The organism is Pseudochelatococcus lubricantis, from assembly GCF_011762225.1.
Lineage (GTDB): Bacteria > Pseudomonadota > Alphaproteobacteria > Rhizobiales > Beijerinckiaceae > Pseudochelatococcus > Pseudochelatococcus lubricantis.
Window position 1 is genome coordinate 81,354 of record NZ_JAASQI010000006.1, and the last position, 17,107, is coordinate 98,460.

Here is a 17,107-nt window from a genome sequence, read left to right on the forward strand (position 1 = left end):
AGGAACCTCAACCATGTCCATCTATAATGTCGCCGACGATATCGATTTCGCGCCAAGCCGCCCCGCCGAGGGCCGCGACAGCGGTTCGGATGCCCGCCTGATCTGGGAGGACGACGTGGAGAACGGCACGAAAGTCGCCGTGTGGAAAGCGGAGCCGGGCCTTTATGTCTATCCGGCGCGTGACCTGGACGAGACCTTTGTCGTCATCGAGGGCGAGGCGCTGTGCAGCCTCGACGGTTCGCAGCCGGTGCCGATTTCCACCGGCTCGATCGTGCGCATCGCCAAAGGCGTCGCCATCACGCTTGAGGTCCTTTCTCCGCTGCGCAAGGTGGCGACGGTGGTTCCCAAGCCATGATCCGGCTGGTCCGCGTTCCGATCAAGCGGGAGGAGACCGGGGAAATGGCGTTCACACGTTCGCAATCGGCGACGTTTTCCGCCCCACCTGTTGACTATCGCAACTTCGTCGACGCGGCGGAGATCGGCACCGGCATGCAGACCGCGTGGACGGCAAGCATGGTCTTTACGGGTTCACCGAAACCCACGCCGTCTACATTCAGGGCTGACGCCTGAATCATGATTGCCGAAGGCCGCCGATGCGTTCGGCGGCCTTCCGCCAGCGGAGAACAGCCACGTTGCGGAGCACTGTTGACATGACGGGAAACGACAAGAGCGGACAGGCGATTCTGTCAGTGCGCAACCTGAGCGTCCGCCTGCCCAAGGGGCTGGACCGGCGATATGCCGTCCATGACATATCGTTCGAATTGAAAGCCGGCGAAATTCTCTGCATCATCGGCGAGTCCGGCTCGGGCAAATCGGTGACGGCCAACACAATCATGGGATTGCTGCCGTCGACGATGACGATAGAAAGTGGATCGATCGCTTTTCGAGGCGTCGATCTTCTGAAGGTCCCGGAAAGTCAGCGCCGCCTGCTGCGCGGCAAGTCGGTTTCCATCATCTTTCAGGACCCGCTGTCATCGCTCAACCCCCTGATGACGATCCGCGATCAGATCGAGGAGGTTCTCGTCGCTCACGATTTCGGCGACCGCGAGCGCCGCGCCGCGAAGATCGTCGAGCTTCTCGGTGAGGTCGGCCTGCCCGATCCGGCGGTGATCCAGCACCAGTATCCTTTCCGTCTTTCCGGCGGGCAACGCCAGCGTGTCATGATCGCCATGGCTTTGGCTCTCGATCCAGACGTGCTGATCGCGGACGAGCCGACCACGGCGCTGGACGTGACCACGCAGGCGCAGATTCTCGATCTCATCCGCAGGATCCAGAGGCGCAAGGGCATGAGCGTCATGTTCATCACGCATGATTTCGGGGTGGTTTCCGAAATCGCGGACAGCGTCATCGTGATGGAGAAGGGCGATCTCGTGGAACAGGGGGGCGCGAAGGACGTGCTTCTCAATCCCCGGCATCCCTACACCAAACGCCTGATCGCCGCCGTTCCGCATATGCGCAAGGGCGACAGGACAGCGGCCCCGGAGACGGATGTCGTGCTTGAAGTCGCGGACCTGCGCAAGACCTATCGGCTCGGTTCGGGGACGTTCAGCCACAAGCGGATCGTCGTCGCCTTGCAGGATGTCAGCTTCACCCTGCGTCGGGGACAAACGCTGGGCGTCGTCGGCGAAAGCGGCTCGGGCAAGAGTTCCCTTGGGCGGGTGCTCATGAAGCTGACGACTCTCGATTCCGGCAGCATCCTCTTTGAGAACCGCGATATCGCCGCCCTTTCCGAGAAAGAGTTCCGCCCTTTGCGGCCCCGCATCCAGATGGTGTTCCAGGACCCCTTCGCCTCGCTCAATCCCCGCCACACGATCGGCATGTCACTGACCGCGGGACCCGTCGCCCACGGCCGGAACGCCCGGGAGGTGCGGGCGCGGGCCTATGAGACGCTTGAACTGGTTGGCCTCGATCCCGGCGCGATGGAGCGTTTTCCGCATGAATTCTCCGGCGGCCAGCGGCAGAGGGTGGGGATCGCCCGCGCGCTCATGATGGACCCCGAAATCCTGATTGCCGACGAAGCGGTGTCCGCGCTCGACGTGTCCATTCAGGCCCAGATCCTAGAGCTGTTGCAGCGCGTCCAGCGCGAACGCAATCTGGCGATCATCTTCATCACGCACGACCTGCGCGTGGCCAGCCAGATTTGCGATGACATCCTGGTCATGCATCGGGGTGTCGTCGTCGAGTCCGGTGCGCCGAACGTCATCTTCGGGACTCCCCAACAGGGTTACACCCGCAATCTGGTCGCAGCTATTCCGGGGACGCATTGACGCAGGCATAACCTTCTCGCGTTCTTGCACCCATGACCGGCAGAACCCAAACCTCCGCCGGCCGTCGGATGGCTCATGAAATGGAACAAACGGCCATGAAAGCGCTCCCCTACGGACAGCCGCGGGAGACGCGCTTCTCGGTTCCGCGATCCATGTCGCAGGGCGGACGGCGACGCCGCTACGTCTCAGGGCTGTTCCAGTTCCTGCCGGCGAGCGACGAGTTCACGCGCGATGGCATCGGCAACGGTGCGCACGCGCCGCGAGCCCGCCAGATCCGCATGCATGACCAGCAGCACCGGCCGTGTCATCGCGCCCCCGTCCGGCAGGGTCTCGCTCAATAGCCGGAGCCCGGCATTGCGCGCCAGAAAGTACGGCAGCACCGCGACACCGATTCCGGCCCGTACCGCCGCCACCTGGGCGGTCAGCGTATTGACGGCAAAGCGCCCGTTTTCCTCCGCGCCGAAAGCCCTCGACCACGCCAGCGGCGTGCCCAGGCTCACCATGTCGGGCCAAGTCACGTGTCGGGAAGGCGGCGTCCCGTCGGGCGGGCCGTAAAGCGCGAATCCCATGGCCGTCAGACGCCTCGCCACCAGATTGCCGCGCTCGGGCGCGACCATGCGAAGAGCCAGATCGGCATCGTGGCGATGCAGGTTCACGGTGGAGGCCGAATAAAGCACCTCGACATCGAGCCCTGGATTGTCCGCCAGCAGGGAAGCGAGTGCGGGCACGACGAAAGGCGCGATCAGGCTTTCGAAGCTGGCAAGACGAACCAGTCCGCGCACTTCCACCTGTGCCTCAGCCTCCTGCCGCATGCCCTGCGCGGCCAGTTCCATAGCCTCTGCCCGGGGTAGCAGCGCCGCGCCCTGATCGGTCAGGTCATAACCCTGTTGATGGCGCAGGAACAGCGGCAAGCCGAGCGCCTGCTCGATCCGCTCGATGCGGCGCGAAATCGTCGCGATCCCGATCCCCAGGCTACGGGCCGCGCCCGATAGCGTGCCTTCGCGCGCCAGCGTCAGAAACAGGCGGATATCATCCCAGTTCAGCCGATCCATCATCTTTCCGATATCGGAAAACAGTCTGCAGATAGATGCGATACCATTGTGCGTTCCGGAATGCGACAACGCCTTATCCCGCCAACCGGAGATGTTCCATGTCCGTTACCGAAACCGCGCGCGCCGCCATGCCCCGCTCCGAGGGGGCGGCTTTTCTGCTCAGTGCGCTTGCCGCAATCTTCTGGGGCACGAATTTCGAAGCCACGCGCATCGCCCTGCTCGAGGTGCCGCCCTGGACGGCGGCTTCGGGGCGCTTCATCTTTGCCGCTGCCACGATCCTGTTGTGGCTCTGGGTCACCCAGGGCTCCGGCCTGCGGGCTCTGCGGCGCAATGCTCCGGCTTTCATGCTGCTGGGTGTCGTCGGAGTGGCCGGGTTCAACGCCGCGTTGTTCCTGGGTATGCGCAGTTCCAGCCCGGTCACCGCAGCGCTGATCATGGGCACGAGTCCGCTGACGACGAACCTGCTCGATGCGCTGATCGGCCGGCGCTTTCCGGGCGTCCTCGCCCTGGTGGGCATGGCGGTCAGCCTGCTGGGTGTGGCGCTGACCGTCGGGGCGTTTTCGGGCGCGCGTTTTGCCGCCGGCGATCTGTTGATTCTGATCGGTAGCTTCGCCTGGGCGCTCTACACCATCGGCTGCCGCCGCTGGGTGAAGGAGGCCAGCCCGCTGGAAACCTCGGCCTGGACCATGCTGTTCGGCGCACTGGCCCTGCTGGCGGCCGCGTTCTCGTTTGAGGCGCCTGTCGGTGCGGCGGCCGCCGCCTCCGGCACGGCGTGGGGAGCGACGCTGTGGATGGCGCTGATAGGCTCGGTCCTTGCCTATCTGTTCTGGCAGGTGGGCATTGCGGTGCGCGGCCCGGGCGCGACGTCGGTGCTGTTCAATCTGGTTCCGGTCGCCGCCCTCGTCACTGCGGCGCTGTTCGGGCGGATGCCGGATCTGTCGCAGATGGCCGGTGTGGCCGTGGCGATCTTCGGTGTCCTGCTGGCAAGCGGGCGCCTGACGCCGGCGCCCGCGCACCGTTGAGTGGTGGTCCGGGCGCCCGCGTCCGCGGAGGGCGAAGACACGCGGCGCGGAAGCCGGATCAAAGGGTCGTTGCCGTGCGGGCGGCTTGATCGTAGTGCCCCGACAGCACCCGAACGGTCGACGCGACCCCGCTTATCGCCCGGGGATCAAGGCCCAGCGTCGAGATTGCGTCTACCAGCAGTCGTTCTCGGATCTCGCCATACCGTTGGCAGAGATCCTCTCCGGCCTGTGTGATCAGGATCAGCCTCTCCTTGCCCTGGCGTACCCTGACAACCATGCCCTGCGATTCGAGCTTCTTGAGCGCGTAGACCACCGTGTGGGAATCCTCGATGCCCAGCACCAGACAGATATCCGCAAACCGCTTTGCCCGCTGGCGGTGATTCACCGAATGCAGGACCAGTACCTCAAGCGGCGTCAGCCCCGGCAGGCCCGCCGCGGCCATGCAGCGCACGATCCACCGATCGAAGGCGTTGCGGGCCAGGATCAACCCGAACTCAAACTCGGAAAGCTCCGGCAGCTTGCTGCCCGCCGCCAGATGCGCCGAGGAGACGATGGGGCCGTCATGCGTGTGCTGCTGAGGGGCCACGGTTTCAGTTCCCTTTTTCATGCCTGTCCTATGTCTCGTTCCGCGGCCCGGTGCGGCGGGCGCTCCGCAGCTTGATAAGGTATCTGCATTTTATCGTTCAGAATGAAAGCCCGAAGCGGTCTCTAGCACGATGTTTCACCGCTCACCTTTGCCGGATTGGCTGAAAAAACCAAGCGTCTGGAAACCACTCATGCCTGCGAGCGTGCAGGAAACCGTGCGATCGGTCCATGCCGCGATGCGATCCCCTATCAAGAACAGCCATTTCTTATTGACAAAATATCGATGTATCGTCAACGTATCATCAATTATATATACAGAGGTTGGCGATGCGTTGGGATTTCTGGATCGACCGCGGCGGTACGTTCACCGATGTCATCGCGCGCAGGCCCGATGGCGGGCTGGAAGCGCGCAAGCTGCTGTCCGAGAATCCCGAGGCATATCGCGACTCCGCCTCTGCCGGCATCCGCAGCTTTCTTGGCCTGAAGCCCGGCGAGAAGATTCCCCCGGGGATGATCGGCACGATCAAGATGGGCACCACGGTCGCGACCAACGCGCTGCTGGAGCGCAAGGGCGAGCCTCCGGCACTTCTCATTACCCGCGGCTTCCGCGACCAGCTCGAAATCGGCTATCAGGCGCGCAAGGACATCTTCTCCGTGCGCATCGAGAAGCCCGACGCGCTGTACGGCTGCGTTGTCGAGGTGGCTGAGCGCGTCCTGTCGGACGGCACGGTCGAGCTTCCGCTGGACCTGTCACTGGCCCGGCGCCAGCTTGAGGAAGTGCGTGCCAGCGGGATCAATTCCGTCGCGATCGTGCTGATGCACGCCTATCACTACCCGCAGCACGAGCGGGCGCTCGCTGCGCTGGCGCGCGAGATGGGTTTCGGGCAGGTGTCTGTCAGTCATGAGGTTTCGCCCCTCGTCCGGATCGTCGGGCGCGGGGATACCACGGTGGTCGACGCCTATCTCTCGCCGGTGCTGCAGCGATATCTGGATGGGCTGATTGCGGATCTGGATCTCGATAGCAGCGGCGCGCGGCTTCTGTGCATGACGTCGGGCGGGGGGGTGACCTCCGCGCACTTGTTCCAGGGGCGCGACGCGATCCTTTCGGGGCCGGCCGGCGGTGTCGTGGGCGCCGCGCGAACCTGCGACGCGGCGGGATTCGACCATATCATCGGTTTCGATATGGGCGGGACCTCGACTGACGTGACGCATTATGCCGGAGAGTACGAGCGCAGCTTCGAATCCGAAGTGGCCGGCGTGCGGATGCGCGCGCCGATGATGCTGATCCATACCGTTGCGGCGGGCGGTGGCTCGATCCTGTCGTTCGACGGCGCGCGTTTCCAGGTGGGGCCGGAATCGGCCGGTGCCAACCCCGGTCCGGCTTGCTATCGCCGCGGCGGGCCGCTGACCATCACCGACGCGAACGTCATGCTGGGCAAGCTGCGGCCGGAGAATTTTCCCTCCATATTCGGCCCCGAGCAGAACCTGCCGCTGGACGGGCAGGTGGTGCGAGAGCGATTTGCGGCGCTGGTGGCGGGTGCGGGCGGGACGAAGACCCCGGAAGAGGCCGCGGATGGCTTCATCACCATCGCAGTGCAGAACATGGCCAACGCGATCAAGAAAATCTCGGTCGCGCGCGGCTACGACGTCACCCGCTATGCGCTGGCCTGCTTTGGCGGCGCCGGGGGGCAGCATGCCTGTCTCGTGGCCGAGACGCTCGGCATGAGTACCATTGTCGTGCACCCCTTTTCCGGTCTGCTGTCGGCCTATGGCATCGGCCTGGGGGACCTGCGGGCCAGCCGGCAGAAAAGCGTGGAAGCGGTGCTGGACGCCGCCGCGATGGACACGATAGCGCGTCTGACGGACGCGCTGCTTGCTGAGACGCGCGGCGAACTGGCTGCGCAGGGTGTGAGTGGCGAAGAGATCCGCGACGAGGTGCGTGTGCATCTGCGCTATCTCGGCACTGACTCGGCTATCGAGATAAAGTCCGGCCCGCTGGAGGACATGTTGCAAGCGTTCGAGCAGGCGCATCGCCAGCGCTTCGGCTTCGTGCAGGCAGGGCACGACCTTGTGGTCGAAGCTCTGGCGGTGGAGTCGATCGGCGGTGGAGCCGTCGTGCCCGAGACCTTGCGCCCGGTGCCCGCGTTGCCGCCGGCGTTGCCCGACGCTTTCACGCGCATCTACAGTCAGGGCGCCTGGCGCGATGCGCGCATTGTCCGGCGCGACCAGCTTGCGCCCGGCCGGATTCTGCCCGGTCCCGCGCTGGTGATCGAGCCCAACCAGACCGTGGTGATCGAGGCCGGCTGGAGCGGGCGGATTACGGAACGCGACTACCTTGTCCTGACGCGCACCGCCGGCGTGGTCGAGACCGCCCGGCTGGATACCGCCGCCGATCCTGTCATGCTCGAAGTATTCAACAACCTCTTCATGTCGATAGCCGAGCAGATGGGCGTGGTGCTGCAGAACACCGCCCGCTCGGTCAATATGAAGGAACGGCTGGATTTTTCCTGCGCCCTTTTCGACGGAACCGGGAATCTCGTGGCCAACGCCCCGCATGTGCCGGTGCATCTGGGTTCGATGGACAGTTCGGTCCGCTCCGTGCTGGAGCGCGGCCGCGACAGCATGAAGTCGGGTGACGTCTACGTGCTGAACGCTCCCTATCAGGGTGGGACGCACTTGCCGGATATCACTGTCGTGACCCCGGTGTTCGACGAGACGGGAAGTCGCATCCGCTTCATCGTCGCCAGCCGCGGACATCATGCCGATATCGGCGGCCTGGCGCCCGGCTCCATGAGCCCGAGCGCCCGCACCATTGAGGAGGAGGGCGTCTATATCGACAGCCGCAAGCTGGTCGACCAGGGCCGCTTTCTCGAAGACGAGATGCGCGCGCTGCTGGCTGGCGCCAGGTATCCCGCGCGCAACATCGACGAGAACATCGCAGACCTGAAGGCGCAGGTTGCCGCCAACGAGCGCGGTGCGGCGGAGGTGCGGCGCATGATCGCCCGGTTCGGCGACGAGGTGATCGCGGCCTATATGGGGCACGTGCAGGACAATGCCGAGGCCGAGGTCCGGCAGGTCATCGACGGGCTGGCGGACGGCCGTTTCGAATTGCTTATGGATCAGGGCTGCCACATCAGCGTCTCGCTGAGCGTGGACCGTGCCGCGCGTCGGCTCCGCATCGACTTTGCCGGCACCAGTGCGCAACAGGACAGCAATTTCAACGCGCCGGAATCGATCACCCGTGCGGCGGTGCTGTTCGTGTTCCGCATGCTGGTGGGGCGTCCGATACCGATGAACGCCGGCTGCCTGCGTCCCATCGATATCGCAATCCCCGAGGGCACGATGCTATCGCCACGCTGGCCGGCGGCGGTGGTGGCCGGCAATGTGGAGGTCAGCCAGGCGGTGACCAACTGCTTGCTGGGTGCCGTTGGGCGGCTTGGTTCTTCGCAGGCGACGATGAATAACCTGACCTTCGGCAATGCGGCCACGCAGTATTACGAGACCATTTGCTCCGGCGCTCCCGCCGGGCCCGGCTTTGACGGCGCGGCCGCGGTGCATACCAACATGACCAATACCCGGTTGACCGACCCCGAGGTGCTGGAGGCGCGCTATCCGGTCGTGCTGGAAGAGTTCTCCATCCGCCGCGGATCGGGCGGACGTGGCCGGTGGAAGGCCGGCGACGGCGTGCGTCGCGTCATCCGGTTCCGTGAGGACATGGACTGCGCGATTCTGAGCGGCAATCGTCATGTGGCGCCCTTCGGCACAGCCGGCGGCGAGCCCGGTAGCCTGGGACGCAATCTTCTCCGTCGGACCGACGGTCGCATCGAGGAACTCGACTCCTGTGTCCAGATCGCCATCCGGGCAGGCGAGGCCATAATCATCGAAACGCCGACCGGGGGCGGCTATGGAAAGGCGGAGACCCGGCCGGACGAGAGCGGAGCAGCATGACGGCGACGTGTTGATGGTTGATGATAATTTGGGAGGCAAATTATAAAAATGTAATTTACAATTATAAAATAATAGATAAATTCACAATAAAATATACATCAATATAAAAATTAACGGGTGGAAGTTTTGATGCTGAAATAATGGATTATCAATAGGGTTGGATTTCGGTAGCTGCTGAATATCTCTCCATTATTGTGGTCCCGGCAGAGGACAAGAACGAGGGGAAAATGAAGACGAGAATTTCTTGCGGCATGCACCGCAGAACATTTCTGGCCACGGCAATGGGCCTGGTCACCTTGATGGCCGGCTTCGTCCCGCAGGTTGCGCGGGCGCAGGACGACGGCAGGATGCTGACTTTCGGGCTGTCGGCCAATGTCGGCAACCTGATTTACGGCCCGTCGCGCGGCGCCGCCCAGTTCATCGTCAACCAGCAGCTGCATCGCGGCCTGGTGAAGTTCGACGAGAACGGGACCGTTGTCCCTGCTCTGGCGGAAAGCTTCGAGGCCGTGGACACGTCGACCTACCGTTTTACCTTGCGCAAGGGACTGGTGTTCCACGACGGTACGCCGATCGACTCGGCCACGGTCAAGGCCAGCCTCGAATATCTGGCGCGTCGCGAGACCGGAGCGGCAATCTATGCCGCACTGTCTACCCTGGAAGCTATCGAGACGCCGGATGCGCATACAGTACTCGTGCGCCTGTCGAAGCCGAACGCTTCGCTTCTGGACTACCTCGCCGATCCGAACGCGGGCATCTCGCCGCCGGCGGCGCTCGCCCCGGGTGCCGTGAACTGGATTGGCGCCGGCCCGTTCAGGCTGAAGGCAAACGACAGCGGCGTCAGCCTGACTCTGGTCAAGGCCGATACATACTATGACAAGGACGCGGTTGCGCTGGACGGCGTGAAGTTCATCTTCTATCCGGACTCGTCTGCCCGCGCGAACGCGCTCATCGCCGGTGATGTCGACATGGTCGATTTCGTCGGCTGGGAAGATTTCGAACGTATCGAGGCGACGCCGAAACTGGTGCTCGACGCGGTTCCCGGTCCATTCGTCTATACGCTATTCAACACCGGGCGCGCGCCCTTCGACAATCCGAAGGTTCGGCAGGCCATCGCCTACGCGATCAATCGCGACAACGTGGTGGCCGCGGCCTTCTACGGCCATGGCAATCCCCTGAACGGCATGCCGATGTCGCCGGGCAACGATCGTTACGATCCCGCGATGGGTGAGCTGTGGAGCTACGATCCCGACAAGGCCCGTGCCTTGCTGGCCGAAGCGGGCGTGGCCAAGGGGATGAAGATTTCGCTCCTCACGTCGTCGACCTATTCGTTCTTCCGCGACATGGCACTGTCCATGCAGGCCGATCTCAAGGCTGTTGGAATCGACGCCGAGCTTAACGCCCCCGATTGGCCGACCTACACTTCCGCGAAGAACGGAGGTAACTACGACCTTGCCGTTGCCGGCGGCGCGCCGTCGGTGACCGGACCGGTCTACATGCAGGCCTACGCGGTTGGCGCGCCCGCCTCGTCTTTCGGCAGCTACGGATACGATGCCTCGGAGATCGTCGCCCATATCCAGGCCGGTGAGGCCATCGCCGGCGACGAAGAGGCGCGGGCCGAGTACGCGAAAGCCGTCCGGATCATCGGCGATCAGGTGCCCTTTCTGCCCCTGGCGCAACGCAGCCAGGCCTTTGCCTACACCGACAGGGTCAAGGGCTTCAGGAACATTCCCGGCTTCCTGAGCATCACGGGCACCGGCTACATGATCGAGAAAACCTCGATCCGCTGAGCGAGCCGGCCTTCTTCCGTCCGCCGGGCGATATCACCGGCCCGCGGGCGAGGGCTCGCCCGCGTCCGGCCCTGCAAATCGAAAGAGTTCACCGTGATGGGATTGGCTGCATATTGCGGGAAGCGCATTCTGATCGGTCTGGCGATGATCGTCTGCGTGCAGGTGATCATCTTCTTGGCTATCCAGGTCGTGCCCGGCGATCCGGTCGAAGCCATGCTGAGCGAGACGGCCGGTATCGGCCCCGATGTGGTCGCCGCCCTGCGCCAGCAGTTCGGGCTGGACAAGCCGATGCCCGTGCGGCTGCTCAACCATGTAATCGGGTTGCTCCGGCTGGATTTCGGCATCTCCTTTCAATATAGCCAGCCCGCCTTCGATATCATTGCCAGCAGACTGGCGGTCAGCATCGAACTGGTCGTGCTCGCCGCCTTCTTCGGCATAACGGGTGGCATTCTGCTGGGCAGCCTGAGTGTGCAGACCCGTTGGGGCGATCGACTGGTATCGATACTGGGACCGGTCATCCTGTCCGTGCCGGGCTATGTGCTGGGCTCGGTCCTGATCCTCGGGCTGTCGCTGTCGCTGGGGTGGCTGCCCGCCGGCGGCGTCGCCCCCTTCTCCGACCCCGCGGAGCACGTCCGTCGCCTGGTGCTGCCCGTCGTTACGCTGGCGCTGCCTATCGCCGCGACCATCGCGAAGGTGACGCGCTTCGAGATCCTTGAGGTGCGGACGCAGGACTGGGTGCGCACTTCGCGCGCCTACGGCTTTCCCACACGGGTGACCTTCCGCCGGGACATTCTGCGCAATGCCCTGACACCCGTGCTGACCATCTCGGCGCTGGAACTGGGCGGGCTTATCGGAGCCACCGTTCTGGTGGAGAAGGTCTTCAATCTCTCCGGTCTTGGTTCGCTGCTGGTCTCGTCAGTCAGTGTGCGGGACTACCCGCTTATCCAGGGGGCCGTATTCGTGATTTCAGCCTTCTATATCGCGATAAATATCATCTCCGACATCATGTACGGCTTTCTCGACCCGCGGGTGAGCAAACGATGAAACGCATCATCCTGCCGCTAATTGCCGGAATTCTGGTGGCTTTCGCCGTCGCCGGGCCGCTGCTCGTGCCTGTCGACCCACTGGCGCAGAACATCCTCGCGCGTTTTGCCCCCGTCGGCACGCCGGGGCATCTGTTGGGCACCGACAACTTCGGCCGCGACATACTGGCCCGTATCGCCACCGGCGCGCAGGTCGAGCTGCTGACTGCGCTGGCCTCGACGATGATCGCGCTCTCGCTCGGGGTGTCGATCGGCGTGACCGCCGCGTATTCGCGCGGCTTGACAGAGGATTTTCTGATGCGCGGCATCGATGTCATGCTGTCGATCCCGCCGCTGATCCTGGCGCTGCTGGTGGTGGCCGTGCTGGGCCCCAGCGTGCCGACCCTCATCGGCGTGCTGGCGCTGCTGTTCACGCCTGGCTTCGCGCGCGTGGCCTATGGCCAGACCCTTTCGGTCCGCAGCCGGCCCTTCATTCAGGCGGCCATCATCTTCGGTGCTCCGCGCCGGTCGATCATACTGGGCCAGATTCTGCCCAACATCGTCGCCCCCCTGCTGGCGCAGGCTTCTTTGACCATCGCCTCCGCGATTCTTGTCGGTTCCGGCCTCGGCTACCTGGGCCTCGGTATCCGGCCGCCGATGCCTTCATGGGGCGGCATGGTTGCCGACGGGCAGCGGTATCTGGCCACGCACCCGATGCTGATGCTCATACCCGGGCTGTTCGTTGTCTCGGCCATCCTGACCTTCAGCGCGCTGGGCGACACGCTGCGGACCCTCTGGGACCCGCGCGAACAGGGAGGCCGCTGATGGGTATCCTTACGCCAGAGGCAACCGCCATCGCAAAACCGCCGCTGCTGGCGGTCCGCGGGCTGAACATCGCCTTCGGGGACACGGGAATTGTCAAGGACCTGTCGTTCGACATCGCTCCGGGCGAGACCCTGGCCATCGTGGGGGAGTCCGGCTCCGGCAAGTCTGTGACGGCCCTCAGCCTGCTCGGCCTGCTCGGCCCGCGGGCCAGGGTAACCGGCAGCATCGCCTTCGGGGGTGAGGAACTGCTGCCCTACGATTTCGGCCGGCTGACCGGTCTGCGCGGCAACGATGTGTCGATCATATTTCAGGAGCCGATGGCGGCGCTGAACCCGGTCTACAAGATTGGCCGGCAGCTCGGCGATGTGCTCCGCAATCACCTGAAACTGTCGCCGGCGGAGGCCCGCGCCCGTGCGGTCGAGCTGCTGCACAAGGTCAAGCTGCCCAATCCCGAGGTCAAATGCGATCAGTACCCGTTCGAACTGTCGGGCGGCCAGCTTCAAAGGGTTATGATCGCGATGGCGATCGCCTGCCGCCCCAGGCTATTGATCGCCGACGAGCCGACGACCGCGCTGGATGTCACGGTGCAGGCCCGCATCCTCGATCTGCTGCGGGAATTGCAGGCCGAGATGGGCATGTCCATCCTGTTCATCACCCACGATTTCGGCGTCGTGGCGGATATCGCCGACCGGGTGCTGGTCATGCGGCATGGCGAGAAGATCGAGACCGGCCCGGCCGGGGATCTGTTTTCCGCCCCGCGCGAGGACTATACCCGTATGTTGCTGTCGGCGGTCCCGTCGCTGGAGAGGCGCGATTTCCTGGAGGATGCGCCGGCGCCATCAGATGACACGACGGTTCTGGAATTCCGTGATGTCGGCATCACCTTCTACGGTCGCCGAGGGCATGAGCTGAAGGCGCTCGACGGCATCGATCTGACCATCCGGCGCAACGAAGTGGTGGCGCTGGTGGGGGAATCCGGAAGCGGGAAAAGCACGCTGGGTAACGTCGCAGCCGGTCTGCTGCGGGTGAATCGGGGACAGGTCACCATCGACGGCAGGCTGCGCCAGGGGGCGGGTACGGGAAAGGATCTGCACTCTCCGGGTGTGAGCATGGTGTTTCAGGATGCCAACGCCTCGCTCAACCCGCGCATGCGGATCGGGGCCACGCTGCGCGCGGCCCTGCAATGGAACCGCCGCTACAAGCCCGGCCTGGATTGCAGCGACGGGCATATCCGCCATCTTCTGTCGGAGGTCGGCCTTGCGCCCGAGCTGTTTGACCGCTTCCCGCACGAGCTTTCGGGCGGGCAGAAGCAGCGTGTGGGAATCGCGAGGGCGCTGTCGGTCAAACCCTCGCTCGTCGTGGCGGACGAGCCGACTTCCGCGCTGGACGTCTCCGTGCAGAAGACGGTGCTGGAGCTGTTCCGCAAACTGCAGCGGCAATACGGTTTCGCCTGCATCTTCATCACGCATGACCTGTCGCTGGCCGCCAGCATCTCGAACCGGGTGGTCGTGATGAACCGTGGGCGCATCGTCGAGCAAGGTCCCGCGGCAGAGGTGCTGCGCAATCCGGCCGATGCGTACACCCGTGCGTTGCTCGACTCGATCCCCTTGCCCGATCCGGCCGCCCAGCGCGCCCGCAGAGCGCGGCCGGCCGGTCCGGGCACGCATCCCTGACGCCGCCAGCACATCGTTCGACGGCAATTTGCGAAGGAAACAGCCATGAAGGCGATTATTATCGGTGGTGGCATCGGCGGAATCATCAGCGCACTGACGCTGCGCTACCACGGCATGGACGTTGAACTCTACGAGCGCGCCGAGGGAAACCCGGAGATCGGCTCGGCCGTGCAGTTCACCGCCAATGTTACCAACATCTTCAAGCGCATCGGGCTGCTCGATCTGGTGAAGGCCTGCGGCTCGCCCGTCGAGGTGCGCAACATGCGCGAATGGAACACCGGCAATATAATCAGCACCAACCGGCTGGGCGACACCATCGCCGAGCGTGAACTGGGGTCGCCCTATCTGGTGTTCGGCCGTTCCGAACTGCTTGACCGGCTGGGTGAGCAGCTGCCCGCCGGTCTGGCCCGGTATGGCATGAGATGTGTAGCGGTGGAGCAGGATGACAGCGGCGTGCGCGCGGTCTTCGAGAACGGCCACGTCGCCACGGGCGATGTGCTGATCGGCGCGGACGGCATCCGTTCGACCGTGCGCCGTCTGGTGTTTGGTGAGATCGAGCCCGTGTTCTCGGGCAAGGTCGCCTATCGCGGCCTGATCCCCGCGGAACAGTTGCCCGATTTCGAAAGCTATCAGTGGACGGCAAATGCGTGGCCGGCGCCGGGGCAGTTCTTGCTGCAGAACTTTGCCGGGCGCAGGACCATCAACCTCAGCCTCTATCGCAACAACCAGCGGCTGGAAGACCTCGACACCGGCCACCGCACTGCGGTCGTGTCTATGGAACAGGTTCTTTCCTTCGTCGAGGGCTGGGAGCCGGCCGCTCGCGAATGGCTGTCCAGGTCGGCCGATTTTCTGCGCTGGCCGCTGTTCGATATCGAACCGCTCAACGCCTGGGCCAAGGGGCGCGTTGCGCTTCTGGGCGATGCGGCGCATGCCACGCTGCCGTTCATCGGCCAGGGAGCGGGGCAGGGCGCCGAGGACGCCAGCGCGCTGGGCGATGCGCTGGCGCACATGCCGGATGATCCGGTTGGCGCATTGATGCTCTATGAGGAATTCCGCCTGCCGCGCGCCTCGCGGGTTCAGCTCGAGTCGCGCGCGCGCTCCAATTACATGATGCTGAAGGACCCCTTCGCCATCAACCAGCGCAACTTGCAATGGCGCGAGGCGTCGAAGGCGATCACCGGCTATTTCGGCAATTCGGTCGACCACTGGATTCTGAACTACGATGTCGCGCGCGCCTTTCAGGAGCACGTCGCGGCCTGATCTTGCTTTCCGGGCACCGGTCGCCCCCGTTGCTGTCCCGCCCTTTCTTGTCCGAGAATATAAGGATTGCTACTATGACGAAGCCACGGATCGGCATAATCATCGGTTCGACGCGAGACAGCCGTTTCGGCGAGAAGCCGGCAAGATGGTTGCTTGAAGTCGCCTCTCGCCGCGACGACATCGATGTCGAGCTGGTCGATTTGCGCGACTACGACCTGCCTTTCTTCAACGAGGCGTCGTCGAATGCATGGCAGGCCTCGCAGGATCCCAAGGTTCTGGCCTGGCAGAAAAAGATCGGCGAGCTGGACGGCTACATCTTCGTTACTGCGGAATACAACCGTTCCATACCGGCCTCGCTGAAGAACGCGCTCGACCAGGCCTATGTGGAGTGGAACTACAAGCCGGCCGCCATCCTCGGCTACGGTGCGGTCGGCGGTGCGCGTGCCGTGGAGCATCTGCGTTCGATTACGGTCGAACTCTATATGGTGCCGGTCCGCTCCACCGTTCATATCAGCGGCACCGAGTTCTTTACCGTTTGGCACGGCGGCGGCGACCAGCCCATCACGGCGATCGAGGGCACGATCGGGCAGGGCACCCAGGAAATGCTGGATCAGCTTTCCTGGTGGGCCGAGATCACCAAGGCCGGTCGCGCCGCCCGGGCGCAAAAGTCGGCTTGACCGCTTGCGTCCAGCGTTTCCCGGAACCCGGCCGCCCGTTCGGCCGGGTTCCGCCATCCCGTCCGTCGACCGGCGTTTTGGCCGAGAACGAACTCATCGTTGGCAAATTTCTGCCAGCCAATCGACAAAAACGCGCACCTTGTTGCTGAGGTGCCGGTTCGGCGGATAGATGATGTGCAGCGGCTTCGGCGCCGTGCACCAATTCTCCAGCAATGGGACGAGGCGTCCATCGGCGATCGGCACCCGGGCCATGAAGGCCGGCAGCTGCATGATGCCGTGGCTGGCGAGACCGGCAGCGAGATAGCCCATGCCGTCATTGACGGCGATGGTATAACGCCCTGAGACTTCGATCGTTTCGCTGTGGTTCTGGTAGATCAGCGGCAGGACCCGGCCGCCGAGCGCCGGCCGGTAGGCCACGATCTGGTGGCCGTCCTCGATGTCGCGCGGATGGCGTGGCGTGCCGAAGCGGGCAAGATAGTCGGGCGTGGCACAGGTGATAAGTTGCATCTCGCCGATCCGCCGGGCGATCAGGCTCTGGTCGGTGATCTCCCCGGCACGCACCGCGCAATCGAGATTCTCGCCGATCAGGTCGGCCGGGCGATCGCTCAGGCCGAGATCGAGCTGGATGTCAGGGTAGCGCGCGTTGAACTCGTGCAGCGCCGGGATGATGATCGATATCGCCAGCGCGGAACTGCAGTCTACCCTGAGCCGGCCACTCGGCCGCGCCTGCGCCAGGGTCAGGCTGGCGTCGAGTTCGTCGAGTTCCGACAGGAGACGGAGCGCCCGCTCGTAGTAGGCGGCGCCGTCCATGGTCACCGTCACGCGCCGCGTGGTGCGGTTCAGCAGCTTGGTGCGCAAGTGCCCTTCGAGCTGCTGGATCAGCTTGGTGACGGTCGGCTTCGGCATGTCGAGGATATCGGCCGCGCGGGTGAACGTTCCTGTCTCGACCACCCGCATGAAGGCCCGTATCGCTGCCAACTGGTCCATGT

14 protein-coding genes are annotated in these 17,107 nt (G+C 64.2%); 11 read left to right on the plus strand and 3 right to left on the minus strand.

Annotated elements, in window-relative coordinates; genetic code table 11:
* Window positions 1-13 precede the first annotated feature (13 nt).
* The 3 genes from FHS82_RS13190 to FHS82_RS13200 all read left to right on the plus strand — a co-directional run bounded on the left by FHS82_RS13190 (window position 14) and on the right by FHS82_RS13200 (window position 2,267).
* Window positions 14-355 (plus strand): cupin domain-containing protein, encoded by a 342-nt coding sequence (locus FHS82_RS13190; RefSeq protein WP_166953578.1) that lies wholly within the window; start codon window positions 14-16, stop codon window positions 353-355.
* A complete protein-coding gene (locus FHS82_RS13195) occupies window positions 352-570 on the plus strand; it encodes a hypothetical protein (RefSeq protein ID WP_166953581.1) in 219 nt (72 codons plus the stop codon). The genes FHS82_RS13190 and FHS82_RS13195 overlap by 4 nt, the downstream gene beginning before the upstream one ends.
* A gap of 80 nt (window positions 571-650) precedes the next feature.
* Entirely contained in the window at window positions 651-2,267 is a 1,617-nt protein-coding gene (locus tag FHS82_RS13200; RefSeq protein ID WP_166953583.1) for an ABC transporter ATP-binding protein, read from the plus strand.
* A 185-nt stretch (window positions 2,268-2,452) separates the two neighbouring features.
* On the opposite strand, the gene FHS82_RS13205 is transcribed toward FHS82_RS13200, so the two are convergent.
* The gene (locus FHS82_RS13205; protein WP_166953585.1) at window positions 2,453-3,319 is read right to left on the minus strand and encodes a LysR family transcriptional regulator; all 867 of its coding nucleotides are present in this window, start codon (window positions 3,317-3,319) and stop codon (window positions 2,453-2,455) included.
* A 98-nt stretch (window positions 3,320-3,417) separates the two neighbouring features.
* Between FHS82_RS13205 and FHS82_RS13210 the strand changes: the two genes are divergently transcribed.
* Window positions 3,418-4,341: a DMT family transporter gene (locus tag FHS82_RS13210; RefSeq protein ID WP_166953588.1), complete on the plus strand. Its 924-nt coding sequence runs from the start codon at window positions 3,418-3,420 to the stop codon at window positions 4,339-4,341.
* Window positions 4,342-4,399: 58 nt separating this feature from the next.
* Here FHS82_RS13210 and FHS82_RS13215 read toward each other — a convergent pair whose 3' ends face one another.
* Window positions 4,400-4,948, minus strand: a complete 549-nt coding sequence (locus FHS82_RS13215) for a winged helix DNA-binding protein (protein WP_166953591.1) — start codon at window positions 4,946-4,948, stop codon at window positions 4,400-4,402.
* Window positions 4,949-5,253: 305 nt separating this feature from the next.
* On the opposite strand from FHS82_RS13215, the gene FHS82_RS13220 reads away from it, so the two are divergent.
* From FHS82_RS13220 to FHS82_RS13250, 7 genes are all read left to right on the plus strand, one after another.
* Window positions 5,254-8,874: a hydantoinase B/oxoprolinase family protein gene (locus FHS82_RS13220; protein WP_166953594.1), complete on the plus strand. Its 3,621-nt coding sequence runs from the start codon at window positions 5,254-5,256 to the stop codon at window positions 8,872-8,874.
* A gap of 251 nt (window positions 8,875-9,125) precedes the next feature.
* Window positions 9,126-10,661, plus strand: coding sequence for an ABC transporter substrate-binding protein (locus FHS82_RS13225; RefSeq protein WP_166953597.1), 1,536 nt, complete (start codon window positions 9,126-9,128; stop codon window positions 10,659-10,661).
* A 96-nt stretch (window positions 10,662-10,757) separates the two neighbouring features.
* Window positions 10,758-11,705, plus strand: coding sequence for an ABC transporter permease (locus FHS82_RS13230; RefSeq protein ID WP_166953600.1), 948 nt, complete (start codon window positions 10,758-10,760; stop codon window positions 11,703-11,705).
* Window positions 11,702-12,508, plus strand: coding sequence for an ABC transporter permease (locus FHS82_RS13235; protein WP_166953602.1), 807 nt, complete (start codon window positions 11,702-11,704; stop codon window positions 12,506-12,508). Before FHS82_RS13230 ends, FHS82_RS13235 begins: the two co-directional genes overlap by 4 nt.
* The gene (locus FHS82_RS13240) at window positions 12,508-14,181 is read left to right on the plus strand and encodes a dipeptide ABC transporter ATP-binding protein (RefSeq protein WP_166953604.1); all 1,674 of its coding nucleotides are present in this window, start codon (window positions 12,508-12,510) and stop codon (window positions 14,179-14,181) included. Before FHS82_RS13235 ends, FHS82_RS13240 begins: the two co-directional genes overlap by 1 nt.
* Window positions 14,182-14,226: 45 nt before the next feature.
* Window positions 14,227-15,441, plus strand: a complete 1,215-nt coding sequence (locus FHS82_RS13245; RefSeq protein ID WP_166953606.1) for an FAD-dependent monooxygenase — start codon at window positions 14,227-14,229, stop codon at window positions 15,439-15,441.
* A gap of 74 nt (window positions 15,442-15,515) precedes the next feature.
* Window positions 15,516-16,118 (plus strand): NADPH-dependent FMN reductase, encoded by a 603-nt coding sequence (locus tag FHS82_RS13250; RefSeq protein ID WP_166953608.1) that lies wholly within the window; start codon window positions 15,516-15,518, stop codon window positions 16,116-16,118.
* Between the two features lie 93 nt (window positions 16,119-16,211).
* Here FHS82_RS13250 and FHS82_RS13255 read toward each other — a convergent pair whose 3' ends face one another.
* Complete coding sequence (locus FHS82_RS13255) at window positions 16,212-17,105, minus strand: LysR family transcriptional regulator (RefSeq protein WP_166953610.1); 894 nt, start codon at window positions 17,103-17,105, stop codon at window positions 16,212-16,214.
* Window positions 17,106-17,107 lie beyond the last annotated feature (2 nt).

Excerpts from the sequence above, each read along its gene's own strand:
- FHS82_RS13190 (WP_166953578.1), top strand. The coding sequence starts at position 14 with ATGTCCATCTATAATGTCGCCGACGATATCGATTTCGCGCCAAGCCGC.
- FHS82_RS13195 (WP_166953581.1), top strand. The coding sequence starts at position 352 with ATGATCCGGCTGGTCCGCGTTCCGATCAAGCGGGAGGAGACCGGGGAA.
- FHS82_RS13200 (WP_166953583.1), top strand. The coding sequence starts at position 651 with ATGACGGGAAACGACAAGAGCGGACAGGCGATTCTGTCAGTGCGCAAC.
- FHS82_RS13205 (WP_166953585.1), bottom strand. The coding sequence starts at position 3,319 with ATGGATCGGCTGAACTGGGATGATATCCGCCTGTTTCTGACGCTGGCG.
- FHS82_RS13210 (WP_166953588.1), top strand. The coding sequence starts at position 3,418 with ATGTCCGTTACCGAAACCGCGCGCGCCGCCATGCCCCGCTCCGAGGGG.
- FHS82_RS13215 (WP_166953591.1), bottom strand. The coding sequence starts at position 4,948 with ATGAAAAAGGGAACTGAAACCGTGGCCCCTCAGCAGCACACGCATGAC.
- FHS82_RS13220 (WP_166953594.1), top strand. The coding sequence starts at position 5,254 with ATGCGTTGGGATTTCTGGATCGACCGCGGCGGTACGTTCACCGATGTC.
- FHS82_RS13225 (WP_166953597.1), top strand. The coding sequence starts at position 9,126 with ATGCACCGCAGAACATTTCTGGCCACGGCAATGGGCCTGGTCACCTTG.
- FHS82_RS13230 (WP_166953600.1), top strand. The coding sequence starts at position 10,758 with ATGGGATTGGCTGCATATTGCGGGAAGCGCATTCTGATCGGTCTGGCG.
- FHS82_RS13235 (WP_166953602.1), top strand. The coding sequence starts at position 11,702 with ATGAAACGCATCATCCTGCCGCTAATTGCCGGAATTCTGGTGGCTTTC.
- FHS82_RS13240 (WP_166953604.1), top strand. The coding sequence starts at position 12,508 with ATGGGTATCCTTACGCCAGAGGCAACCGCCATCGCAAAACCGCCGCTG.
- FHS82_RS13245 (WP_166953606.1), top strand. The coding sequence starts at position 14,227 with ATGAAGGCGATTATTATCGGTGGTGGCATCGGCGGAATCATCAGCGCA.
- FHS82_RS13250 (WP_166953608.1), top strand. The coding sequence starts at position 15,516 with ATGACGAAGCCACGGATCGGCATAATCATCGGTTCGACGCGAGACAGC.
- FHS82_RS13255 (WP_166953610.1), bottom strand. The coding sequence starts at position 17,105 with ATGGACCAGTTGGCAGCGATACGGGCCTTCATGCGGGTGGTCGAGACA.